The sequence below is a fragment of the Brucella sp. H1_1004 genome, from assembly GCF_047308065.1.
Taxonomy (GTDB): Bacteria; Pseudomonadota; Alphaproteobacteria; order Rhizobiales; family Rhizobiaceae; genus Brucella; species Brucella pseudogrignonensis_B.
The window spans coordinates 1,028,141-1,050,855 of the sequence record NZ_JAYKZA010000001.1 but is presented as its reverse complement, the minus strand read 5'-3'; the positions used below and the strand labels follow the sequence as shown (position 1 = coordinate 1,050,855).

The following is a 22,715-nucleotide window of genomic DNA, read 5'->3' as shown; positions in this document are numbered from 1 at the left end:
GAATAACGCTTTATCGGTACACAGCATCGAATAGGCCAATCGCATTCTTAGCAACTGTACCCAAAACCTTTAACACTATCTACGCCCGAGAAAAAAGAGGCCGAATTTCCCTCGGCCTTTTGATTAGTATTACCGTGGAAACCGTTGCGCTTCCTCAAGTATATTTAAATCCATGTGGTTGCGCATGTAACGCTCCGAAGCCTTTTGTAGAGGCTGATAGTCCCACGGATAATATGCACCATTTCGAAGCGCAGTATAAACTACATGCCGTCGAGCCTGACTTGCACGCACCTGCTGATCATAGAGCTCTAAGTTCCAACGCTTTTCTGCCCAATTGGTGAGACGAATAAAAGCATCCTGATATTCTGCTACATCAGCAACGTTTCTGAGTTCATCCGGATCATCCGCAAGATTGAAAAATTGTGGCGGATCAGCCTTGCACAGATTAAGCTTCCACTGACCCTCTCTCACCGAGACCATGGGCGCAATCGTGCCTTCCGCAGCATATTCCATTGGTACGATGTCGCGTGGTTGGACACCTGATGCAACATCAACCAATGACACACCATCTGTCCAGGGCATGATATCGTCAAGACTCAAACCTGCAAGATCAGCAAGCGTCGGCAATACATCGAGTGTTGATACAGCTTCGTCAATCCGTCTTTGTTTGAGCTGTGGCGATGCGATCATTAAAGGCACGCGCGCAGAACCGTCAAAGAAGTTCATCTTGAACCACAGTCCGCGCTCACCGAGCATATCTCCGTGATCTGACGTAAACACTATGATTGTATTTTCAGCCATCCCGCATCGCTCAAGCACGTCAAGAATGCTGCCAATTTTATCATCGACATACGAAATATTAGCAAAATAAGCCTGACGAGCGGTCCTGATCTGATCTTGCGTCAGATCATAATCTTTAGCCTTGCAAGCCCGTAGCAAACGTTCGCTGTGCGGATCAGTTTCACTTGCAGGCAATGGTCCAATTTTTGGATCAAGCTCTGGAATATCGGCATAAAGATCAAAGAACTTTTTTCTCGCCACATAGGGATCATGTGGGTGCGTGAAGCTCACAGTGAGACACCATGGACGATCATCATGGCCGCGAGCCAGATCATAGAGCTTCGTCTCAGCCTGATATGCGACCTCGTCGTCATATTCAAGTTGGTTTGTTATCTCAGCTGTCCCAGCGCCAGTGACGGAACCAAGATTATGATACCACCAATCAATCCGCTCGCCCGGCTTGCGATAGTCTGGTGTCCACCCAAAATCAGCAGGATAAATATCCGTCGTCAAGCGTTGCTCAAAGCCATGGAGTTGGTCAGGGCCAACAAAGTGCATTTTACCCGACAACGCTGTTTGATATCCAGCATTTCGCAAATGATGCGCGTAGGTCGGTATTTCAGACGAGAACTCAGCCGCATTGTCATAAACGCCGGTGCGCGATGGCAATTGCCCCGACATAAACGAAGCACGCGCAGGCGCGCATAAAGGGCTTGCCGTATAACAATTGACAAAACGCACCGATCGTTCGGCCAGTTTTCGCAAATGCGGAGCGTGAAGAAACTCAGCCGGTCCGTCAGGAAAGAATGTGCCATTCAGCTGATCGACCATCACTATGAGTATGTTCGGCTTTTTCATGGGAAGAACCATCAATGGAGATAAATACAAACGTCAAACGACGGGCGCAATGAACGCCCGCCGAAACCAAGACTGTCGTATCGCTTATAATCCGAGCTTGGCCTTAACTGCGGCAGCACCCGGCTCGCCCTTGAGCGTGGTAACACCATCAAGCCATTTATCGATTTGAGCAGGATTGGCTTTAAGCCATGCAGTTGCCGCTGCAGGACCTTGAGTTCCTTCGTTAAGGATCTTGTCCATCAGCTCATTTTCGATATCAACCGTAAATGTCAACTGCTTGAAGAACTTGGCAGCGTTTGCACATTCGCTTGCCCAACCTGTGCGCGAAAGCGTGTAGACTTCTGCGCCACCGTAATTCGCACCAAAGTAATCATCGCCCCCCGACAAATATTCTATGTTGAGCTTTGTGTTCATCGGGTGTGGTGCCCATGCCAAGAAGACAACCCACTGTTTATCGCGGTTCTTACGATCTACTTGAGCAAGCATGGCCTGCTCACTTGATTCAACCAGGTTCCAGCCGTCTAGCTTGAACTTCTTGTCTTCAATAATTTTCTGAATGTTCTGGTTGGCTGGTGCACCAGGCTCGATACCATAGATCTCTTTACTGAACTTATCGGCATGTGCTGCAAGATCAGAAAAATCCTTCACGCCCTCTTTGGCCACGTAGTCTGGAACAGCCAATGTAAATTTGGCGCCTTCCAGGTTTTTCACCAAAACCTCAGCAGCCTTTGCTTTATCAAGATCATCTCGGAACTTCTGCTGAGCAGGCATCCAGTTACCCAGAAAAACATCCAGATTGCCGGTTTTGATTGCTTCATAACCGATAGGGACCGACATTGTTTTAACGTCAGCCTTATAGCCAAGGCCGTCAAGAAGCACGCTCGCGATTGAATTCGTTGACGTAATATCCGTCCAACCCGGATCTGACAGACGAATTGTTTCACACGCAGCAGCGTCGGCTGCAGAGGCAGCATTCGACAAACTCGTAACGCTCGCAAGTGCGATTGCCATCAATGTAAGGTAGCGCATGTTGGTCCCCTATCTGTCTTCAACGAAATGATTTCGATCAAAATTCGTTATGTCTTGCATTCCGTGTTTAAGAAAAACATCTTTAGAGATAAGGGAAAAGACACTGATTTTTTATTACAGTCATAAAGGATATTTATGGTTTCTCAATCTTGGGATTTGGGCAGTCTTGGCATTTTTGAAGCTGTCGGACGATTAGAAAATCTAACTCTCGCAGCCCGTGAGTTAGGCATGACACAGCCTGCCGTCAGCTATCAAATAAAACGCATAGAAGATCGATTGGGTGTATCGCTGTTCAAACGGCGAGCGCGAGGCGTCGAAATTCTTCCAGAAGGACGCATACTCTACGAGGCTGTGCGTCTCGGCCTTGAAGGCATAGAAGACGCCATTCAGCAAATAAAACGCCGACAGCGAACACCCGGACTGCGTATCGCCACCGATTACGGTTTTGCTGCGTTCTGGCTGATGCCCCGCGTTGCGAAATTTCGACCCAAACACCCTGATGCTGACGTTCGTATAACAGCGTCTTCTATGATCAAGCCACTGGATGATCGCGAAGCAGATGTGGCAATCCTGTTTGGAGCAAAGGACGACTTTCCCAAAGGCTCCATTGCATTCATTGGAGAAGAAGTCGTTCCTGTCTGCTCTCCCGCATTTTTAGAGGAACACGGCCCTTTCCCGAATGGAGCGGGTATAAAGTCATCTGCACTTTTGCACCTTGATACATTGCAAGGCGATCGTTGGTACACATGGCCGACATGGCTTGAGGCTATCAACGAAGAGATCGATGAGGGAAATTACGGGTTGATTTTCAACACCTATAACCTCGTTTTGGAAGCAGCTATGGCCGATCAGGGGATTGCGCTTGGCTGGGCAGGACTTATCGATGATTTAATAGCGCGAGGCAAACTCGTCCAAGCCTGCAATGTGAACCTGACAAGCACAAAAGGCTATTGGCTGGTTTTTAGCCCAGACATTGCAGACGACGCCCGCGCCTTGTGCATGGAGCTACTCGACGAAAATCTCTCCTGATCTCGGAACCAAAAAGCACATGGGGTAAAGATTTACCCTGCGGTGCCACATTTCATTCTTTTCCAAACGCGACTTTCCAAAATGGCTCGACAACTTTCATCATCAATATCACGATTATTGTGCCTAAGACGAAACCGAAAATGCCATCAGCGAAAGCAGTGGCAAGCCAATTCACCACAGCTGTGAGGCTTGCTGTCACCTGCCCAGCCAATACAGCTGCAAAAGCCGAAATCCAACCAAACGGTTGATGAATGCCAAGGTCATGAAGGCCGTGAATAAAAATATTGCCGCCAACCCACAGCATCGCTGCGGTTCCAATGATGGTCAATAGAAGCAGTAACTTTGGAACTCCGCGGACAGTTAGACGACCTACGGTACGTGTTACCGAAAGACGACCCTTTCTGGCTAAAAACACGCCAAAATCATCAAGCTTCACGATGACTGCTACCACGCCGTAAACCAATACAGTGATCATGATGCCAACTAGGACAAGTGTTCCAAGCTCGATCCATATTGAATTCGTCTCGATCATGGAAAGCGCCAACGTCATAATTTCCGCAGAAAGAATAAGATCGGTTTTAATGGCACCTGCAACCCGCTTTTCCTCAAGCGCGGTCGGGTCTTTATCATCACTGGATTCATCGTCTTGATGGCCATGATCCGGGAATATCTTGTGCCAGACCTTTTCTGCACCTTCAAAACAAAGGTAAGCGCCGCCAATCATCAGTAGTGCAGTAATTGCGACAGGCATAAAATAATCAAGCAGCAAGAGCGCTGGAATAAGAAGAGCCTTATTGCGAAGGCTTCCAAGCGCAATCTTTCCGATCATCGGCAATTCACGCGCCGCAGTTATTCCGACAACGTAATTCGGCGTCACTGCGGTATCGTCAATCAGCACACCAATTGTTTTGCTACCTGCTTTCACGGCATTTGCGGATATATCGTCTACAGAGGCTGCCGCAATTTTCGCAATAGCAGCAACGTCATCTAAAAGGGCCAACAAGCCGCTCATTCGTTATCTCCGCGATGTCCAGTGAAAACATGATATAACGAAGTTTGGGAAAATCAGCCATGACGATCTGCGGTTATGCGCGTCTAAGTTTTCAATAGCTTCCAATAAGGCCAGCCAATATAAAAACAGGGCAATATTTTCTGAGCTAGCCTCATAGCCTTTAATCTGAATACTTTGCAGTTAATATTCCCGATATCAACCCATAGCGCTTATTATCATGGACTTCTTCATATCGACGCCAGTCATTGTAGCGCTCACCACAAGACCAACACTTAACTCTTATGCACGTTTTGATCATACCGGCCTAAATCCGCAGCATGCCATGGCCGGAAGGCCTCTACACGGTAATGAATGGGCTTTTCAGCTCTATAGTAAACTTAGGCCTTTGCAAATGAGACACCCACAAACAAGAAGAAAATATTCAGGAAAATCAATTTATTAACAGATTTTTGTGTCAAATTTTCAAAAAAACATAAATGAAACTATGAAACGAATTCCATAGTTTCATTTATCTGAAATTCATCATTCGGGTGGATCACACCTTTCACGTAAAAAAGAATGCTATTGATATGGCAATCAAAAAGGCTGCCGTCATAAGAGTCTCAAACTTCGAGTATAAAAGCATAGCTTCCTCCAAATAAGTTTAACAAATCGTTAAACGATCAAAACGCAATTTGGTTCAAACAAAGCTACAGCTCTTATTAAACAAAGAACAAATTAGGAAATTCGGCCAATGCACTTAAAGCATGAAGGGGTGTCGGAGGTCATTCCTATGACCCTCTGATATTTAAAGGTCGTCTGCTTCATGCCTTCAATCGACGTCTTTCAAGACATTCCTGCAAATCTTCAGCTTAAAACGGGGGTATCGCGTCGGACGGTTCAGTTCAAAAGACTTCGCGCGAACTGGATATCAACGCAACAAATTTGAGATTTGCTCCCAGCAATCGAAAGCTTAAGAAACCAGTCAATATCCATGCGTGTGACCTTTTTAAGGGCCCACAACAATTACCTATCACCGATACTTGCTACCCTAAACCACCTAAGCGTACAGCAAATAATACGAATGAAAGCCAGAATAGTTAATAAAAATAATCTTAACTAGCGATTACATGCAAAAGCTCACACAAAACAAATATAAATTTAGAGCCACTTAGCATAGTTACAACCTACTGTTCTCACTGAGAAAACAGTGGCTCCCCGGGCCGGATTCGAACCAGCGACCAACCGGTTAACAGCCGGTTGCTCTACCACTGAGCTACCGGGGAAGAGGTGCTCGTTGTGTCAGCGAGGTGGCGTATAGCAGGAGCTTTTCTGATTTGCCAAGCCCTATTTTGACTTTTTTCAAATTTTTTGCATTTGGGCGCGGAAAACCTATATCTTCTGGTACATTTAAGACGGAATAATATCGTAGATAAACCGTGAGAAGGTAAGCGTGACCGAAAAATATAATCATAACGTGCATAAACGCTCTATTTTGATTCTAGGAAAACGCATTCCTATGCCTCAATCCATAATGATGAGACGAACGCTTGGAGGCTCGCTCGTAATAGGAGGCGCATTAGGTTTTTTACCTGTGCTCGGTTTCTGGATGTTACCGCTTGGTCTCATTGTCCTTTCTCATGACTCTCATCGAGTTCGTCGCTGGCGGCGTAAAAGCGAGGTCCATATTTGGCGCAAATGGCTAAAAAGGTAAAAAACAAACGCCACAAACTAAACCTAGCCGTCCCGCTGCATCTTAGAATAAAAATCCATATCAAGACCGCCTACGATTGAACGAACTTCTTCTTCGAATCTCACCCGGAGTAAGCTGACGATATTTTTTTAACGCCGTGGTTAAATGGCTTTGACTAGAGAAATTTAGTCCTGCAGCGATCTCACTAATAGGTATGTCAGTCTCCTTAAGGCATTTCTCCGCATCATCGAGTCTTAAGTTCATCAAATACTGATGAGGCGTCTGGCCGAAACTTTCGCGAAAACAACTCGCAAAATGTCCGGAAGACATTCCGAGATAGTCCGCCATATCTGACACCAATACAGAACCGCGGAAATTCTCTTTAAGATAGCTTTCTATTTGTCGGCAAGCGTACGAACTAAGACCTGTATTAATTACCGAAGCTTCTCGTGATAAAAGATAGCTCTTCGCAATAATATTATTAATCACAATGTGAAGAGATTTGATAAAATCAAGGTCAATATTTTCATTATTATCCAGTTGCTCTGATATTATTTTCCCGATCTGCAGGCATCTCTTACTCGAAAAAATAGATATTTTATCATGAATAGAGATATTTTTACTATCTATATCTTTCCTTTTAAATAGATTATTCAATTTTATATTCAGAAAAAATACAGGCTCAGGCCATGTAATCACTACTGCCTGATCTGCAGGTATCACGCAAACCGTCCCTGCAACGCAATTAATTGTTAGCTCATCTCCGCTCACCAATTTCAATTTTAAATTGCGAACCGGTTCCAAAATAAGAATGCCGCGCACATCTTCTGGCACATATACGTCAACGCCGACAGAAGATTGTTTGTAGCTCAAATGCCCTGGCAGATGGAACATCTCCTTTTCATCACATTCCACCACACTTCCTTCTGCTTTATCTACTTTAATAACTGTTTTATATTGGTTTTTTTCCGATACAACCATCATAAACGCCCCCGATTTTTGTTATAAAAAGTAAATTCTGGCTCGTTACATAAAGCTTTGCTCACACGAGCCAATAAAACATTCCGCAATCAAATTAATTACAACTGAAGCGCTCACCCTCGCCTGCACCTCATATATAAAACGAGTTTTAATACAATTTATAGGTGTATATTCTCATAACAATCCAGCATCAACAAAAAAATTAAACGTTTTGCAAATGATTTGCAAAAGCACTTGCGATTATGTGCGTTGTCCGTTACCTAACTCAAGTTATTAGCAAAGAGGACTAAGCCATGATTCATTTGAAGATACGCCATCTGCTTGCTTGTTTCTTGAGCAGTGCCTTTTTGCTCAGCGCAATTGGTACGGCATCAGCTGAAAATAAATTCAAAGCCGTTACAACCTTTACAGTCATCGCTGACATAGCTCGCAATGTTGCTGGCGATGCTGCGACGATTGAATCGATTACCAAGCCAGGCGCTGAAATCCACGAATATCAACCAACCCCCGGCGATCTCATCAAAGCACAGGGCGCTGATCTCATTCTATGGAATGGGCTAAATCTCGAGCTTTGGTTCGAAAAATTTTTCTCACGCCTCAAGAACATTCCAAGTGTGGTGGTGAGCGATGGCGTTGTTCCAATGGGAATCACCGAAGGCCCTTACAGCGGCAAACCAAATCCCCATGCTTGGATGTCGACAACCTCTGCCCTTATCTACGTCGATAACATTCGCGACGCATTCGTGAAATATGACCCGGACAATGCTCACACTTACAAAGCCAATGCCGAAAAATACAAAGCCGAAATTACTGCCGCTATCGATCCAATCAAGGCTGAATTTGCATCAATTCCTGCGGAAAAGCGCTGGCTTGTAACGAGTGAAGGTGCGTTCTCTTACCTCGCCCGCGATTTTGATTTGAAAGAGCTTTACCTCTGGCCAATCAATGCCGACCAGCAGGGAACTCCGCAGCAGGTGCGGAAAGTGATTGACGCTGTTCGCGCCAATAACATCACAGCCGTTTTCTCGGAAAGCACCGTTTCAGCAGCTCCAGCAGAACAAGTCGCACGCGAAACCGGTGCGAAATATGGTGGTGTTCTCTATGTCGATTCACTTTCTGAAGCGGACGGCCCAGTTCCGACCTATATTGATCTTCTGAAAGTCACTTCGGACACGATCGCCAAAGGTCTCAAACAATGAATGCTCGAGTAAATCATCATACTCAGGAGCAAGCCGTGCTAAATCAAAGCGCAGCTCATGGCTTAAGCGTGAAAAATGCGACTGTCACATATCGCAACGGCCATACAGCGCTACGCAATGCCAGTTTTGAAATACCAACCGGCACGATCACTGCGCTTGTTGGAGTGAACGGCTCCGGTAAATCGACGCTTTTCAAGGCAATTATGGGCTTTGTCCATCTCGCTAAGGGCGACATTTCGATTCTGGGTCAGCCGGTTAAGCATGCATTGAAGCAAAACCTCGTCGCTTATGTTCCACAGAGCGAAGAAGTTGACTGGAATTTTCCTGTTCTGGTCGAAGACGTCGTCATGATGGGGCGTTATGGGCATATGGGCATGATGCGCATTGCACGTCGCGCCGATCACGAAGCGGTTGAAAAGGCTTTGAGTCGCGTCAACATGCTCGATTTTCGCAAGCGGCAGATCGGCGAGTTATCGGGTGGCCAGAAAAAGCGCGTATTTCTGGCTCGCGCGCTTGCACAGGATGCGCAAGTCATCCTCCTTGATGAGCCTTTTACGGGGGTAGATGTTAAAACAGAGGAAGCAATCGTAACCCTTCTGCGCGGTCTTCGCGATGAAGGTCGGGTGATGCTGGTTTCAACGCACAATCTCGGCAGCGTTCCTGAGTTCTGCGACCGCACCGTTCTTGTTAAAAATACGGTGCTTGCCTATGGGCTTACAGAAGACATTTTCACGCAATCGAACCTCGAAAAAGCTTTCGGAGGCGTGTTGCGCCACCTTATTCTCGATGAGAAGACCAGCAAGAATCGATCAGCCATTGGTGTGATAACAGACGATGAGCGCCCATTTGTGCTTTATGAGCATAAACAGGAAGGGCACAATTAATGTCCGTGCTGCTCGAACCCTTTTCTTATGGATATATGCTCAATGCCATGTGGGTTTCCGCCCTCGTCGGTGGTGTTTGTGCATTTCTCTCAGCCTATCTGATGCTCAAGGGCTGGTCGCTCATTGGTGACGCCCTCTCCCACTCCATCGTGCCAGGCGTCGCAGGTGCTTATATGCTGGGCCTGCCATTTTCTATCGGGGCATTCTTTTCGGGTGGACTTGCCGCAGCTGCGATGCTGTTTCTCAATCAGCGCACAAAACTCAAAGAAGACGCGATTATCGGGCTAATTTTCACGGCTTTCTTCGGTTTAGGCCTTTTCATGATTTCGCTGCGGCCAACCTCAATCAGCATTCAGACCATCGTGCTGGGCAACATTCTCGCGATCACGCCCGGCGATATTCTGCAATTGGCGATCATCGGCTTCGTATCGCTTGCTCTGCTTTTGCTGAAATGGAAAGACCTGATGGTGGTGTTTTTCGATGAAAGCCATGCGCGTTCCATCGGCTTAAGACCGACAGCACTAAAAATCATGTTTTTTACAATGCTTTCGGCCTCGACGGTTGCTGCAATGCAGACCGTGGGTGCGTTTCTCGTCATCTGCATGGTGGTGACGCCGGGCGCGACTGCATACTTACTTACAGACCGTTTTTCACGACTTTTGTGGATTGCGGTGCTTATTGGCGCGATAACAAGTTTCATCGGCGCTTATGTCAGCTATTTCATGGACGGCGCCACAGGTGGCATCATCGTCGTATTGCAAACGCTGGTTTTTCTCGCTGTGTTTTTTCTGGCACCCAAGCATGGCATGCTTGCAGCACGCAGACGCGCAGCCAAAGCATTGCAGGAGGTTGAGCTATGAGCTTTCCCGAGATGCTTTTGATGCCGTTTCAGTTTGACTTCATGGTCTATGCGCTGATTGCGTCAGTGTTGATTGCCATTCCAACTGCCCTGCTCTCCTGTTTTCTGGTGCTCAAGGGGTGGTCGCTGATGGGTGATGCCATCAGCCATGCAGTGCTGCCGGGCGTTGTGATTGCCTATATGATCGGTCTACCGTTTGGAATTGGGGCCTTTGTTGCCGGCATGGTCTGCGCGCTTGCGACCGGATTCCTCAAAGAAAACAGCCGCATCAAACAAGATACCGTCATGGGAATCGTCTTCTCCGGCATGTTTGGGCTAGGACTTGTGCTTTATGTTTCCGTGCGCGCCGAAGTTCACCTTGATCACATCCTGTTTGGAGACATTCTGGGCATCAACACGAGCGATCTTATCGAGACCGCAATTATCGCCGCTGTGACCGCTGGCATACTGATTATAAAATGGCGCGACTTTCTGCTTCATGCTTTTGATCCGGCCCAAGCGCGTGCCGTCGGATTGCCGGTACGCCTTTTGCATTACGGGCTGCTCTGTCTGATCTCACTCACCATTGTCGGTGTCTTGAAAGCCGTTGGGATCATCCTCGCAATCGCCATGCTGATCGCACCGGGAGCAATTGCATTTCTGCTCACGCGCCGGTTCAGTAGCATGATGATCGTCGCTGTTATCGTTGCGGTGTTCTCATCGTTCATGGGTGTTTATCTGTCATTCTTCATAGACAGTGCACCAGCACCGACGATTGTTCTGCTCATGACGGGGATATTCATAGCAGCTTTCCTGTTTTCATCGTGGCGCACGGCAAAAACAGAAGCTCAGCATGAGCCTGAAAGTGCTTGATTAATTTACCAGTGAGCTGTCCTTTCGTGTCGGAACAGCTTGCGTGCGACGTGGGCAGCTTTGTAAAGCTGTCCACGTTTTTGCACAGCTGCGCAGCCTCAGTCATATGGCTGTTATAAATCCTCGATAGATAACGACAACAACAGGCAGCACATAAAAACTGCTCCCTAATTCTCAGCGCATTAAAATTGTTGCTTGTCGAGGTAAAATAAAAATGCTTCAATCTCCATTGCACGGCTGTGCAGAAAAAATAAAAATGGCCGTCGATCCTGGGGAGGATACGCAAATGCCTGCGTTTTTGGAGGTAGCGGATGCACGCGTCCGTTATGGCAACAATGAGATTCTTAAAGGTGTTGACCTTTCGGTTAAGAAGGGTGAATTCGTAGCGCTGCTTGGCTCGTCGGGCTGTGGCAAGACCACTTTGCTGCGCGCCATCGCGGGTTTCAATACGCCGAGCGAAGGCGCAATTCGCGTCAGCGGAAAAGATGTTACTCGCCTGCCACCTGATAAACGCGGAATGGCCTTGGTGTTCCAGTCCTATGCGCTCTGGCCACATATGACGGTTGCGCAAAACATCGGCTATGGACTGCGCATTCGCGGCACAGCGAAAGATACAATCCGCAGCAAAACTCAAGAAGTCGCGCGGTTGTTAGGACTTGATGCACTGCTTGATCGGAAACCAGCCGCCCTTTCCGGCGGTCAGCGTCAACGCGTCGCCCTTGGCCGCGCGCTCGCGATTGAACCAGATATTCTACTGCTGGATGAACCGCTATCCAATCTTGATGCACGCATTCGTCTCTCTGTTCGGCACGAAATTAGCGCGTTGCAACGCCGCCTTGGCATCACGGCGGTTCATGTCACCCATGACAGAGAAGAAGCCATGGTCATGGCTGATCGCATCGTGATCCTCAACAATGGTGAAGTCGCCCAAGCTGGCGCACCCGAAGAAGTCTATAATCATCCGGCATCTGACTTTGTTGCAGCTTTTATGGGCGCCGAAAACAACGTTGAGTTGCCGATAAGTGTGACAGCTGATCGAATTGAAATTGCAGCCGGACCACATAACAAAGCAAGCACAATTCCCGCTGGCCGTCGCAATCTGTCAGATGGCATCGCTACTGCGCGCTTTCGTAGTGAAGCTGCAAAGCTGACCAATCCCGGCACGCCCATTTCAGGTACGGTGCCAGAACTTATTCTGTCAGGAACAGTCGACCAGACAAGCTATCCCGGTGGCCTCTGGCGTCACATGGTGAATGTCGGCGGAAAACATCTTTTGGTCGATACACACGAAAGCCACCAACCCGGATCTCAGGTTGAAATACGCATTCCAGAACAGTCACTTTTCCTGTTCGACAAATAATCTGCTTACCTCAATCGGCTTTCATTTTTCTATGCACAGCTGTGCATCTCAATGCAAGCCAATCGCAGCAGGTATAGCAGATCAACACAGAATTGCGGGCTGTCAAATGCCCTTAAACGCTCAAAAATTCCCGATCACGCATCCACTGGTACACAACATTTAACCGTCGAAACCTTCCGCTAAGCGGATAAAAAGCAGGATTTATTCGATGAAAACGATCTTTAAAACAGCGCTCATCCTTGGCCTCACGGCATCACCTGCCGCTGCCCAAGAACTCACGGTTCTAACTGCAGGCGATCAGAATATGGTCGACTATGTGAACGAATATCTCGGACCATTGTTCGAGAAAGAAAATCCGGGCACAACGGTTCGTGTTGTTGGCACAGGTCCGGGCGATGCTGGTTCACAGAAGATTCTAGAACGCTTCGAAGCACAGTCAAAAGCTGGCGTTGAAAAGTGGGACGCAGACGTTGCTGTCGTCCATGAGAAATTCGCTGGTCCAATGGTCGAAAAGAAATTTCTCGAAAACTATCGCAGCAAGATCGACAGCGGCAAGCTCGTTACACGCGATAATGCTAAAATGGCGCTCGGCACCAATGTTGATGGCTATGTTATGCCAATGTTCAACAGCCAGACGGCCCTTGCCTACAACCCGGCGCTCGTTGCTAATCCACCCAAGAGCTATGACGAGCTGATCACGTGGGCCAAGGAAAACCCTAAGCAGTTCGGCTATAATGGCATCAAGGGCGGTGCATCGGGCGTGAGCTTCGTTATGGGCTGGATCTATGCTTACGGCGGCGATTCTGAAAAGCTGATGAAGGGCCCGTTTGAAGAAGGCGAAGCGAAAAACTGGGACAAGGCTTTTGCCTCGCTCAAAGATTTTACCACTAACGCAACATTGACGCCCGGCAATGCCGGAACACTCGACATGCTGAGCCGTGGTGAAATTGCAATGGGCCCGGTCTGGGTTGATATGTTCTACTCTTGGAAGGCCAATGGCCAGCTCCCTCCGGAAATGAAGCTCGTTCTCCCTTCGCCGGGCATGCCGGGTCAGCCGATGCATTATGTCATTCCGGAGAAAAGCGCGAATAAGGAACTCGCTGAAAAGTTTGTAGCACTTGCAACCAGCCCGAAGGTTCAGGCTGAAGGCATCGTTGAACGCTTCAACTGGTATCCAGGCATTGATGCTGACCACGTCAAAGCAGAACTCAATGCCGATACGTGGAACAAGCTCTTTACAGATATCTCGCCTGAAGAACTTGCAAACTACGGCAAGCCTTTCCCTATCGCCCCATACAACAAGGCCATTCTGGAAGCATACGAGCGTCAGGTCGGCAATTAAGTTTAACCTAAGCCGGGTGCGTCAGCGCACCCGGTCTCCTCACCAGTATTTAAGGAATATCCATGTCGCAGAGAATGACGGGTTTTCTGCTGGTTGCACCCGCGCTGGCAATCGTGTTGTTTCTGTTCATCGTGCCGCTGTTTGGCGCGATAACCGGAGCGTTTCACGTTGGCGAAGATTGGGGCTTCGGCAATTTCACTAAGGCTTTCGAGCTTTATTCCAGCGACATGCTATTCACGCTTGTAATCGTCACACTTTCCTCAGCACTGATTGCCCTTCTCGCAATCGCTATCGGTGGCTATCTGACGCTTGGCTCCAATCAGCGTGCCGTTACGGTACTGCGCTGGCTTTATCGCTGGCCACTGTTCATTCCTTTCATTGTGGTTGGTCAGATATTACGCACTTTTCTCGCCAAAAACGGCCTGATGAACAGCCTTCTGATCGAGAGTGGTATTCTCACACCGCTTCAGGCAATGAGCTTCCTCGACTGGCGCGGTATCGTCATTGCTTTTGTCTGGAAACAAACTCCCTTCGTAACACTACTTCTTGCTGGTGCCATGGCATCGATTGATCGCAGTACGATTGAATCAGCGCGTAACCTTGGTGCCGGACGCCTGCGCATCCTCATTGAAATCGTGCTTCCGCAAGTGCGTCCGACATTGCTTGTTGGTTTGATCCTGAGCTTCGTCACGATGATGTCAGTGCTTTCAGTGCCGCTAATGATCAATGCCCAATCGCCAACTATGATCACCGCAAATATGGCGTTCCGCATCAATGCCTATGGCGACTATGGTGTTGCCAATGCGCTTGGCACGATCTCGCTGCTGATGACCAGTCTGGTTGCATGGGTTTATCTTAGACAAACCATGAAGGAGCATGGCTAATGAGCAACGTCTTTGACTGGCGCTGGATACCGCGTGGCATCGTGCTTGGTTTGCTGGCTTTTGCAATCTTTGGTCCGCTGGCGAACCTTCTTCTCTGGGCTGTGGCTGAACGCTGGTATTTCCCGCACACATTGCCCATTCAATATGGCTTCTCCTTCTGGGCGAATGTATTTTCACCACGCGGCAATGCCCTGTCGTCGCTCGGCACTAGCGTCATCATCGCAAGCCTGACAGTGGTAGTTTCGCTTGGCCTTGCCATTCCCGCGGGCTATGCACTGGCACGCCTGAAATTGCCGTTTCGTGGGCTTGTATTGCTTATCCTGCTGATCCCGCAAGCATTTCCAAACCTGCCAATCTACGTCAATATTGCGCAGATGTTCTATTCTCTGCGTTTGAACGGCACGATTACCGGCGTTGTTTTGGTGCATGTAACGCATGGTCTGGTCTATGCGGTGTGGATCGCAACAGCCGCCTTCTCTGCGATTGATCGCGAGTTGGAAGAAGCCGCACGCTCCATGGGCGCATCCGCCTTAAAGACCTTCTTCCACATCACATTGCCAATCGCCGCACCCGGCCTGCTTGCCAGTGCAATCTTTGTGTTCCTTGAATCACTGGATGAATTCACCGGGACATATTTTGTGGGCGCGCCTGACATTACAACATTGCCGCTGATGCTCTATACAGCAAGCTCGGGTGGCAACTATCAGATCGCGTCAATCAGTGCGCTGATCCTACTGGTGCCGTCCATTGCGTTTATGTTTGTGGTTGAGCGCTTCCTGCGTGCCGATGTCCTCTCGAAAGTGGGTCGATAATTATGACCGACAAAGATCGTTTTCAGGACGAGACTCCCGAAAACCAGCCGCGTTTTATCAGCGCACACGAAGTTGCAGTGGAGGCTGGCGTATCGCGCTCGGCGGTCTCTCGCACTTTCACACCTGGAGCCAGTGTCTCACCCTCAACGCGTGAGAAAGTGATCAAAGCGGCCGAAAAGCTTGGCTATCAGGTCAACGATCTGGCGCGTGGCTTGCTTGCCAACCGCAGTCGCATCGTCGGCATGATCGCAGCCGATCCGGCAAGTCCTTTCCGCTCGCGCCAGATCGCAGCCTTATCCCGTCGTTTAACGGCACGTGGAAGCGTTCCCGTTCTCATCCCGACCGGGCAACATGGTGAAAATCTTTCTGCCGCACACCAGACCTTGTTGCGCTATAGAGCCGAGGCGACAGTCGTTCTCTCCGGCATGCCGTCATCGTCTTTTGTTGAACTGGCGCAGCGCAACGGCCATACGCTGATCGTTGTAGGACGCAACGAAGATGGTCCCGACCACATACGGATCAATAACAAACAGGCCGCAGAAACTGCTGTGGATGTGTTTGCTGCGCGCGGGATGAAGCGGCTGGGGTTGGTTACTTCCAATGTTCGCAGTCCCAATCTGCTGGAACGCGAAGAGGCCTATATCGCTCGGGCTAAAAACTTAGGTCTCAGTGTCAGCGTACAGCGCGGAGAATTCACGGATTATGATGGCGGCTTTGCGGCAGCGTCCCTTCTGCTGAGCGAACGAGATCATGTCGAAGCGGTATTTTGCGTCAATGATCTGATGGCATTTGGACTGATCGATTGTGCGCGTGACGTATTTAACCTCTCCATCCCGAAAGACCTCTCCGTCATCGGTTTCGATAATGTAACCGAAGCGCGCTGGGGAGCTTATCGTCTCACCACATTCGACCAGAATGCCGAGCGTCTCTCAGCGGAAATTATCCGAATGCTTGATGAGCGGCAAAGCGCGCCCAATGCGCCTCCGCAGATGGTGATGATTGACACGCCACTGATCCTGCGTGGCAGCGTACGCCCGCTCAAAACGGAAAACTCTTCAAGTGGAAGCCAATCCTGATGTCCGATCATTCTATCTGGCTACGGCCCGCGCATGATGATCTCGTTTTCCTCGAGAAAATCGTCAGAGAACTGGCTCAGCGCTTTAACTCACCAGTATTTGAGCCACATGCAACGCTCGTACCAGATATGAAACTGTCGGCAGAAGACCTTCTGCCACACGTGTTGAGTCTCGCAATAGGTCGCAAACCGCTGGAGCTGCTAATTGAAGACGTCACGGGAAGCGACGCCTATTTTCGCTCTTTCTATGCCGCCCTTGAAAAGGCGCCTACATTGATGCGCCTCAAACAGGACTCCCTTGAAATATCCAGTGATGCGAGCTTGCAAAGCTTTATGCCGCATGTCTCACTGGCCTATGGTATTGAAGACACAATTCTGAAGAGAGCTGAGATGCAACGGCTCTCCAAGGAGCTTTCAGGCCGAAAGCTTCGGTTTGACCGGTTGGTGATTGTGAGTTCATCAAGCGATACGCCAATCGACGATTGGATCGTCAAACACGAAATCTATCTCAGAGGCTGAAGCCAGCCGCATATCTGCGGCTGGCCGGCTCGTAGTCAGAGAGGCCGCGGATAAGAACGATAGACTTTTTCGATGTCTACCAGAACTTCATCGGAAAGCTGTAGCGCACCCGCAGCAATATTGGTCTTAAGCTGATCGATAGTCGTAGCGCCAATGATTACCGATGTCATAAACGGCCTTGAAGCAGAGAAAGCAATCGCCATCTGTGCAATATCAAGACCATGCTTTTCAGCGACGTCGATATAAGCACGAATAGCTGGCTCAGAATAGGAATTATCCCGCCACATGCCACCATCCATCACAGATGCGCGTGAACCTTCGGGGATTTTTCCATCAAGATATTTACCCGTCAGCACACCGGCAGCAAGCGTGGAATAAGCAAGCAAACCAACGTCTTCGAAGAGCGATACCTCTGCCATATCGTGATCAAACTCACGCTGCAAAAGACCATATTCGTTCTGGATCGACGCCATACGCGGCAGATTGTGTTCTTCTGCAATCTTGAGCCACTGCATTGTGCCCCAAGCCGTTTCGTTGGAAAGGCCGACGTGACGGATTTTGCCTGCACGAACCGCATCTTCAAGACCGAGCAGAACATCATGGATTTGTTCGCGTTCAGCTTTCGGGTCTACATTGGATGGATTAAAATCCCAGCCCTGACCGAAGTGATAATGTGGGCGCGATGGCCAATGGATCTGATAAAGATCAATATAGTCAGTCTGCAGGCGCTTCAGGCTGTCATTAACGGCTTCAGCAACGCTTGCACGGCTCGGCTTTGCGCCGCCGCGAATCCATTCCTGACGACCACCACCAGCTATCTTGCTGGCGAGAATGATGCGATCTCGCTTACCAGATTTCTTGAACCAGTTGCCAATGTAGGTTTCGGTTTTGCCATAGCTTTCCGGGGTCATCGGAATGGCATAGCCTTCAGCCGTATCGATAAAATTGACACCTGCATCGACAGCAAAATCAAGCTGTTCATGCGCGTCGTTTTCAGTATTCTGAACGCCCCAGGTCATGGTGCCGAGGCAGATATCGGTAACATTGAGGCCTGTGCGGCCCAAAGGTTTCATTTTCACGAGATTTTTCCGGATCGATTTGCCCGCAGAGCGCGGATGTGACGGGGGTCAATTGATAACCCCGCTTTGTCGCGGCTGACAAGACCGCTCCGCAAAATTTGAAGACGATTACAGAAATCGACTTGCTGAATACGGTGCCGGATCAGTAAATGTTTTCTCGCCTGTCATCATCTCGGCCAACAGACGGCCACTTGCAGGGCCCAGCGTCAAGCCATGATGCGCATGACCGAAATCAAACCAAAGCCCCTTGTGGCGCGGCGCAGGGCCAATCACCGGGCGCATATCTGGCAGACATGGCCGCAAGCCAAGCCACGGCTTAGTTTCAACGGGCGCACCCAGCTGCGGTAGAAGCCGACGCGCAATCTTTTCAGCCCGTTTGAGCTGAATGAAATTAGCCGGAGCATCAGGTGACGCGAACTCGATGCCTGTCGAAAGACGAACGCCCTGCACCATTGGCGCAAGCACATAGCCCGCCTCTTCATCAACAACCGTATGGCCAAGCCGCTCGCCATCCAGCATTTCAAAATGCATATGATGACCACGCTTTATGCCAAGCGGAATTGTATAACCAAACTTCTGGAAAATCAGGCCCGATTGCGGACCAAGAGCCACCACAACCTCACGCGCAAATGTTGGCCCTTCCTCGGTCGTCACTTGCCAACCATTCATGCTTTCCGAAAGCGTTGCCGCATCACCATGAACAAACCGGCCACCATTTGACCGGAATAAATCCGCATAGGCCTGAACCAGACCGCCCGGATTGACAATGGTTTTAGGATCGAGCCAATGGATACCACCAGCAACATCGCCCAGCGTGGTTTCTCGCTGTTTCAGCGCTTGCGCATCAAGAACATCATAAGCAAGATTAAAGCGCTGCAACTGCGGCAAGCGCTGAACTGCCGCCTGAAAAGCAGGCTCACTCCGGAAGACTTCAATCCAGCCCTGCGAGCGCACAAGGCGTTCACAACCCGCCTGCGTGATCAGCGCATCATGCTCACGCACACTCGCTTCGACCAATGGCAACATCGCAGCAGTTGCGATCTTGAGACGTTCTGGCGAGGATTCACGCCAATATTGGAACAGCCAGCGCGCAATGCGTGACACATAAAACGGATCGTAACGCACATCGGAACGGCGGTTTAGCCCATAACGCAGCAGCGTGCCAAACCCTTGCGGAAACGAATAGGGAATGACACTTGAGCGCTCAATGAGCCCTGCATTGCCAAAGCTTGTGCCCTGCCCCGGCTCGCCTCGATCAATCAGCGTGACCGAACGTCCGCGCGCTTGCAAATGAAGTGCTGCCGAAACACCGACGATACCTGCGCCCAGAACGATGACATCTTGTTGCAGCATGGTATCCCCAACCCATTGCATGAAATGAATGCGCGCACCGAGTGTTTGTCAGTGCGCGCACTCATACATCAAACTCGCGTAACTTTTACAAGTCACTTATCTTCGATCAATAAATGTCAAAGTCGAAATACTTCTTCACGATGGTTGCATAAGTGCCGTCATCGCGAATTTTCTTGATGGCAACATTGAACTGTTCGCGCAAATCATTATCACCCTGACGTACCGCAATAGCCGTATCAGTCTGCGTGCCGGGCACATCGCCAATCAATTTGCAGCAATCCGCCCCATCAGCCTTAATCCAGTCAGAAATCGGGAATTTGTCGGAAACCACAGCATCAAGACGACCGCTTTTAAGATCGGCATTGGCTTCATCGGCAGTTGGATACAATTTTACGTCCGCGCCAGCTTTGCCATAGACGTCTTCCGCATAGGTGCCCTGCGTAGTCGATCCCTGTGCACCGACAGTTTTCCCCTTGAAAGCTTCTGCATCAAGCGACGTGATCGGGCTGTCTTTAGGCACTGCCACAGACAGTGGCGTAGAATAATATTTGTCGGTAAACGAAACCTGCTTTTGACGCTCTTCCGTCACACTCATCGACGCAATAACAGCGTCAAACTTGTCGGTCTGGAGACCGGGGATCATGCCGTCCCAATCATTTGCAACGATGGTGCATTTCGCATCCATTGCCTTGCATAGGGCATTGGCAATATCAACATCGAGACCTTGCAATGAGCCATCGGCTGCAACGAAATTAAACGGCGGATAAGCCCCTTCCGTCGCAATCTTGATTTCCTTCCATTCTTTGGCTTGTGCTGGAAGTGCAGCGATAATGGAAGCGACGCCTGCAAACAGGATTGATTTCAACATAATATTCCCCTTAGGCTTTGTTATGGCTATGTTTTGCGGGCTCTTCACCCGCTATATTATGTTCTCAATGAAGCACCGAGCGCCGCCAGTTTCAAGTTAAACATTTGGCGGCGCTCATAAATTCTATCAATAGATATCGAAGTCGAAATACTTCTTGCGAATTGTTTCGTAGGTGCCATCTTCACGGATTTTTTTGATGGCCGCATTGAATTGCTCACGCAGATCGTCGTCCCCCTGACGCAGAGCGACCGAAATCTTGGTTTCCGAGCCAGGAATATCGCCGAGGAACTTGCAGCAATCAGCGCCCTGCTTCTTCAGCCAGTCAGCTGCAAGAAACTTGTCGGCGGCAATGGCATCAATACGTCCATTCTCAAGATCGGCATTGGCTTCGTCCGCTGTCGGATAAAGCTTAACATCTGCACCAGCCTTGCCATAGACATCATCGGCATAATTGCCCTGTGTCGTGCCAGCCTGGGCGCCGACGGTCTTACCGTTAAAAGCAGACGGCTCAAGCGAGGTAATATCGGTGTCTTTCGGAACCACGACAGCCAGCGGCGTTGTGTAATAGCGTTCAGAAAAAGCAACCTGCTTTTCGCGCTCAGGCGTAATTGCCATAGAAGCAATGACGGCATCAAATTTTTTGGCCTGAAGACCCGGGATCATGCCGTCCCAATCGTTGGCTACGATTTCACACTTGGCTTCCATCGCTTCGCAAAGCGCATTGGCAATATCGATATCAAAGCCAATAAGCTTGCCATCCGGCGACATATAATTGAAGGGCGGATAAGCGCCCTCACTGGCGATACGGATTTCTTTCCATTCCTTCGCCTGCACAGGCAGGGCAAGAACAACAGAGGCCAGACCGGCCAGCAAAATTGTTTTAAACATCGCTTCCCTATTCCATTTTTTAGTCTCGGGCAGTTTAATTTCTGTATCCGGATTGCCCGCAAAGCCGAACACATTCAATTGCAACTTTGATCATATTCAAATGCAAAATGACCCGCTGCGTGTAAAACGCAACGGGTCCGATATGGCTTTAATGGTGCTTTCAGGCAACCAAACGCGTTGCGTGATCTTCCTGAGCATAGGCTTTACCAAAGCGGTTTGCGAGGAATGCATCAAGCGTGATGTCTTCCTGACGAACAAAGCCCTTCTGCGCAATTTCACCCTTGGCAAGCATGTCGAGCACTGCACAAATTGCCGATGCTGTCGTGATCTGGATGCCGGAACGAACGATCTTGCCAACCTGATTGGCATAGACTTTGTTGGCATAGGTTTCCTGAACCAGACGACCGTTCTTGGTGCCCGAAACCGTTACGAAAATCACAATAACGTCCTGAAGTGTGCTTGGCAGCGCATTTTCGAAAATGTCTTTCAGCACTTCACGGCGATGACGCAAGCCAAGATCGTTCAGCAGCGCCTTCATCAGCGCAACGTGACCTGGATAACGGATGGTGCGGTAGTTGAGCGTGCGCACTTTGCCTTCAAGCGTATCGCAAAGCGTGCCGAGGCCGCCAGATGTGTTGAACGCTTCGTAAGTTACGCCGTCGAGCGAGAACTCTTCACGCTCTTCAAGAGCTGGAACCTTGGTGAGCTGGCCGTTGACGATAGCTTCGCATGGTTCGATATATTCGTTGATCAGACCGTCGGTGCTCCATGTGAGATTGTAGTTAAGAGCATTCGAGGGGAATTCTGGCAGAGCACCAACGCGCATACGCACATTTTCCAAAGTGTCAAAGCGCTTTGCAAGATCATAAGCAACGATCGAGATGAAGCCCGGAGCCAAACCGCACTGTGGAATGAATGCAGTGTTTGCATCCTTCGCCAGTTCCATGACACGCTTGGTGCTTGCAACGTCTTCGGTCAGATCAAGATAATGCACGCCGGTCTTGGCTGCTGCCTCTGCGATCAGTGTGGTGAGCTGGAATGGAGCAGCACTCAGAACCGCAAACTTGCCGGTCAAAACAGCTTCAAGCGCTTTGGCGTCAGCAATGTCAAGCGCTTGCGTCTTAACTTCCGCACCCGTGTCCAGTGCATCAAGCTGTGCCTGCGAACGGTCGATAACCGTTACAGCATAGTCACCAGTCGAAGCCAGAAGATCGGCAATGGTTGCGCCGATTTTGCCCGCACCAACAACAACGATCTCTTTCATGTGTATTCCCCTGTAAATCTGTTTGGGTATTTCAATTTCGATGCGCTAAGAATCTCATATTTTTCGGCGAAAAGAAGCGTATAAACTGACGATTTCACGTTGTTTGTTTGTGCAAT

General features: G+C 49.3%; 21 protein-coding genes and 1 tRNA gene. 12 read left to right on the top strand and 10 right to left on the bottom strand.

All coding sequences use genetic code 11. The features are described from left to right. Positions 1 to 129: 129 nt before the first annotated feature. Together betC and choX are read right to left on the bottom strand one after the other, a co-directional pair. Positions 130 to 1,638, bottom strand: a complete 1,509-nt coding sequence (gene betC / locus U2P60_RS05135; RefSeq protein ID WP_413571627.1) for a choline-sulfatase — start codon at positions 1,636 to 1,638, stop codon at positions 130 to 132. An 84-nt stretch (positions 1,639 to 1,722) separates the two neighbouring features. Beyond that, the gene (gene choX / locus U2P60_RS05130) at positions 1,723 to 2,667 is read right to left on the bottom strand and encodes a choline ABC transporter substrate-binding protein (protein ID WP_409558684.1); all 945 of its coding nucleotides are present in this window, start codon (positions 2,665 to 2,667) and stop codon (positions 1,723 to 1,725) included. A 135-nt stretch (positions 2,668 to 2,802) separates the two neighbouring features. On the opposite strand from choX, the gene U2P60_RS05125 reads away from it, so the two are divergent. After that, the gene (locus tag U2P60_RS05125) at positions 2,803 to 3,696 is read left to right on the top strand and encodes a LysR substrate-binding domain-containing protein (RefSeq protein ID WP_413571625.1); all 894 of its coding nucleotides are present in this window, start codon (positions 2,803 to 2,805) and stop codon (positions 3,694 to 3,696) included. Positions 3,697 to 3,748: 52 nt separating this feature from the next. On the opposite strand, the gene U2P60_RS05120 is transcribed toward U2P60_RS05125, so the two are convergent. Both U2P60_RS05120 and U2P60_RS05115 read right to left on the bottom strand, forming a co-directional pair. Beyond that, a complete protein-coding gene (locus U2P60_RS05120; RefSeq protein WP_413571624.1) occupies positions 3,749 to 4,708 on the bottom strand; it encodes a DUF808 domain-containing protein in 960 nt (319 codons plus the stop codon). Positions 4,709 to 5,898: 1,190 nt separating this feature from the next. Continuing rightward, positions 5,899 to 5,973: transfer RNA gene (locus U2P60_RS05115), tRNA-Asn, on the bottom strand. 233 nt (positions 5,974 to 6,206) lie between these two features. Between U2P60_RS05115 and U2P60_RS05110 the strand changes: the two genes are divergently transcribed. Further along, complete coding sequence (locus U2P60_RS05110) at positions 6,207 to 6,401, top strand: hypothetical protein (protein WP_413572000.1); 195 nt, start codon at positions 6,207 to 6,209, stop codon at positions 6,399 to 6,401. A gap of 60 nt (positions 6,402 to 6,461) precedes the next feature. On the opposite strand, the gene U2P60_RS05105 is transcribed toward U2P60_RS05110, so the two are convergent. Further along, complete coding sequence (locus U2P60_RS05105) at positions 6,462 to 7,364, bottom strand: helix-turn-helix domain-containing protein (protein WP_413571623.1); 903 nt, start codon at positions 7,362 to 7,364, stop codon at positions 6,462 to 6,464. Positions 7,365 to 7,654: 290 nt separating this feature from the next. On the opposite strand from U2P60_RS05105, the gene U2P60_RS05100 reads away from it, so the two are divergent. The 10 genes from U2P60_RS05100 (at position 7,655) to U2P60_RS05055 (ending at position 17,147) form a co-directional block, all read left to right on the top strand. Then, positions 7,655 to 8,560 (top strand): metal ABC transporter substrate-binding protein, encoded by a 906-nt coding sequence (locus U2P60_RS05100; RefSeq protein WP_413571622.1) that lies wholly within the window; start codon positions 7,655 to 7,657, stop codon positions 8,558 to 8,560. Next, positions 8,557 to 9,444: a manganese/iron ABC transporter ATP-binding protein gene (locus U2P60_RS05095; protein ID WP_413571621.1), complete on the top strand. Its 888-nt coding sequence runs from the start codon at positions 8,557 to 8,559 to the stop codon at positions 9,442 to 9,444. The genes U2P60_RS05100 and U2P60_RS05095 overlap by 4 nt, the downstream gene beginning before the upstream one ends. After that, the gene (locus U2P60_RS05090) at positions 9,444 to 10,304 is read left to right on the top strand and encodes a metal ABC transporter permease (protein WP_413571619.1); all 861 of its coding nucleotides are present in this window, start codon (positions 9,444 to 9,446) and stop codon (positions 10,302 to 10,304) included. Before U2P60_RS05095 ends, U2P60_RS05090 begins: the two co-directional genes overlap by 1 nt. Continuing rightward, a complete protein-coding gene (locus U2P60_RS05085; protein WP_413571618.1) occupies positions 10,301 to 11,155 on the top strand; it encodes a metal ABC transporter permease in 855 nt (284 codons plus the stop codon). The genes U2P60_RS05090 and U2P60_RS05085 overlap by 4 nt, the downstream gene beginning before the upstream one ends. A gap of 286 nt (positions 11,156 to 11,441) precedes the next feature. Then, on the top strand, positions 11,442 to 12,515 hold the full coding sequence (locus tag U2P60_RS05080; protein WP_413571616.1) for an ABC transporter ATP-binding protein: 1,074 nt from the start codon (positions 11,442 to 11,444) through the stop codon (positions 12,513 to 12,515). Positions 12,516 to 12,723: 208 nt separating this feature from the next. Then, positions 12,724 to 13,857 (top strand): extracellular solute-binding protein, encoded by a 1,134-nt coding sequence (locus U2P60_RS05075; protein WP_413571615.1) that lies wholly within the window; start codon positions 12,724 to 12,726, stop codon positions 13,855 to 13,857. Between the two features lie 62 nt (positions 13,858 to 13,919). After that, positions 13,920 to 14,741, top strand: a complete 822-nt coding sequence (locus tag U2P60_RS05070; RefSeq protein WP_413571613.1) for an ABC transporter permease — start codon at positions 13,920 to 13,922, stop codon at positions 14,739 to 14,741. Beyond that, complete coding sequence (locus U2P60_RS05065) at positions 14,741 to 15,553, top strand: ABC transporter permease (protein WP_413571612.1); 813 nt, start codon at positions 14,741 to 14,743, stop codon at positions 15,551 to 15,553. Before U2P60_RS05070 ends, U2P60_RS05065 begins: the two co-directional genes overlap by 1 nt. 2 nt (positions 15,554 to 15,555) lie before the next feature. Then, entirely contained in the window at positions 15,556 to 16,629 is a 1,074-nt protein-coding gene (locus tag U2P60_RS05060; RefSeq protein WP_413571610.1) for a LacI family DNA-binding transcriptional regulator, read from the top strand. Continuing rightward, positions 16,629 to 17,147: a haloacid dehalogenase gene (locus U2P60_RS05055; protein WP_413571608.1), complete on the top strand. Its 519-nt coding sequence runs from the start codon at positions 16,629 to 16,631 to the stop codon at positions 17,145 to 17,147. The genes U2P60_RS05060 and U2P60_RS05055 overlap by 1 nt, the downstream gene beginning before the upstream one ends. Positions 17,148 to 17,182: 35 nt before the next feature. On the opposite strand, the gene U2P60_RS05050 is transcribed toward U2P60_RS05055, so the two are convergent. The 5 genes from U2P60_RS05050 to U2P60_RS05030 form a co-directional block, all read right to left on the bottom strand. Next, positions 17,183 to 18,220, bottom strand: coding sequence for an aldo/keto reductase (locus tag U2P60_RS05050; protein ID WP_413571999.1), 1,038 nt, complete (start codon positions 18,218 to 18,220; stop codon positions 17,183 to 17,185). Positions 18,221 to 18,334: 114 nt separating this feature from the next. Beyond that, positions 18,335 to 19,579 carry an NAD(P)/FAD-dependent oxidoreductase gene (locus tag U2P60_RS05045; RefSeq protein ID WP_413571606.1) on the bottom strand — a complete coding sequence of 415 codons (1,245 nt, stop codon included), beginning with the start codon at positions 19,577 to 19,579 and terminating at the stop codon, positions 18,335 to 18,337. A 106-nt stretch (positions 19,580 to 19,685) separates the two neighbouring features. Then, the gene (locus U2P60_RS05040; RefSeq protein ID WP_313829502.1) at positions 19,686 to 20,447 is read right to left on the bottom strand and encodes an ABC transporter substrate-binding protein; all 762 of its coding nucleotides are present in this window, start codon (positions 20,445 to 20,447) and stop codon (positions 19,686 to 19,688) included. Positions 20,448 to 20,573: 126 nt separating this feature from the next. Beyond that, positions 20,574 to 21,335, bottom strand: a complete 762-nt coding sequence (locus tag U2P60_RS05035) for an ABC transporter substrate-binding protein (RefSeq protein ID WP_413571605.1) — start codon at positions 21,333 to 21,335, stop codon at positions 20,574 to 20,576. A gap of 160 nt (positions 21,336 to 21,495) precedes the next feature. Then, positions 21,496 to 22,617 carry a saccharopine dehydrogenase C-terminal domain-containing protein gene (locus U2P60_RS05030; protein ID WP_413571998.1) on the bottom strand — a complete coding sequence of 374 codons (1,122 nt, stop codon included), beginning with the start codon at positions 22,615 to 22,617 and terminating at the stop codon, positions 21,496 to 21,498. Positions 22,618 to 22,715: the final 98 nt, after the last annotated feature.

What these genes read in the sequence shown, in the direction of transcription:
- betC (WP_413571627.1), bottom strand. Translation starts at nt 1,638, where the DNA reads ATGAAAAAGCCGAACATACTCATAGTGATGGTCGATCAGCTGAATGGC.
- choX (WP_409558684.1), bottom strand. Translation starts at nt 2,667, where the DNA reads ATGCGCTACCTTACATTGATGGCAATCGCACTTGCGAGCGTTACGAGT.
- U2P60_RS05125 (WP_413571625.1), top strand. Translation starts at nt 2,803, where the DNA reads ATGGTTTCTCAATCTTGGGATTTGGGCAGTCTTGGCATTTTTGAAGCT.
- U2P60_RS05120 (WP_413571624.1), bottom strand. Translation starts at nt 4,708, where the DNA reads ATGAGCGGCTTGTTGGCCCTTTTAGATGACGTTGCTGCTATTGCGAAA.
- U2P60_RS05110 (WP_413572000.1), top strand. Translation starts at nt 6,207, where the DNA reads ATGCCTCAATCCATAATGATGAGACGAACGCTTGGAGGCTCGCTCGTA.
- U2P60_RS05105 (WP_413571623.1), bottom strand. Translation starts at nt 7,364, where the DNA reads ATGATGGTTGTATCGGAAAAAAACCAATATAAAACAGTTATTAAAGTA.
- U2P60_RS05100 (WP_413571622.1), top strand. Translation starts at nt 7,655, where the DNA reads ATGATTCATTTGAAGATACGCCATCTGCTTGCTTGTTTCTTGAGCAGT.
- U2P60_RS05095 (WP_413571621.1), top strand. Translation starts at nt 8,557, where the DNA reads ATGAATGCTCGAGTAAATCATCATACTCAGGAGCAAGCCGTGCTAAAT.
- U2P60_RS05090 (WP_413571619.1), top strand. Translation starts at nt 9,444, where the DNA reads ATGTCCGTGCTGCTCGAACCCTTTTCTTATGGATATATGCTCAATGCC.
- U2P60_RS05085 (WP_413571618.1), top strand. Translation starts at nt 10,301, where the DNA reads ATGAGCTTTCCCGAGATGCTTTTGATGCCGTTTCAGTTTGACTTCATG.
- U2P60_RS05080 (WP_413571616.1), top strand. Translation starts at nt 11,442, where the DNA reads ATGCCTGCGTTTTTGGAGGTAGCGGATGCACGCGTCCGTTATGGCAAC.
- U2P60_RS05075 (WP_413571615.1), top strand. Translation starts at nt 12,724, where the DNA reads ATGAAAACGATCTTTAAAACAGCGCTCATCCTTGGCCTCACGGCATCA.
- U2P60_RS05070 (WP_413571613.1), top strand. Translation starts at nt 13,920, where the DNA reads ATGTCGCAGAGAATGACGGGTTTTCTGCTGGTTGCACCCGCGCTGGCA.
- U2P60_RS05065 (WP_413571612.1), top strand. Translation starts at nt 14,741, where the DNA reads ATGAGCAACGTCTTTGACTGGCGCTGGATACCGCGTGGCATCGTGCTT.
- U2P60_RS05060 (WP_413571610.1), top strand. Translation starts at nt 15,556, where the DNA reads ATGACCGACAAAGATCGTTTTCAGGACGAGACTCCCGAAAACCAGCCG.
- U2P60_RS05055 (WP_413571608.1), top strand. Translation starts at nt 16,629, where the DNA reads ATGTCCGATCATTCTATCTGGCTACGGCCCGCGCATGATGATCTCGTT.
- U2P60_RS05050 (WP_413571999.1), bottom strand. Translation starts at nt 18,220, where the DNA reads ATGAAACCTTTGGGCCGCACAGGCCTCAATGTTACCGATATCTGCCTC.
- U2P60_RS05045 (WP_413571606.1), bottom strand. Translation starts at nt 19,579, where the DNA reads ATGCTGCAACAAGATGTCATCGTTCTGGGCGCAGGTATCGTCGGTGTT.
- U2P60_RS05040 (WP_313829502.1), bottom strand. Translation starts at nt 20,447, where the DNA reads ATGTTGAAATCAATCCTGTTTGCAGGCGTCGCTTCCATTATCGCTGCA.
- U2P60_RS05035 (WP_413571605.1), bottom strand. Translation starts at nt 21,335, where the DNA reads ATGTTTAAAACAATTTTGCTGGCCGGTCTGGCCTCTGTTGTTCTTGCC.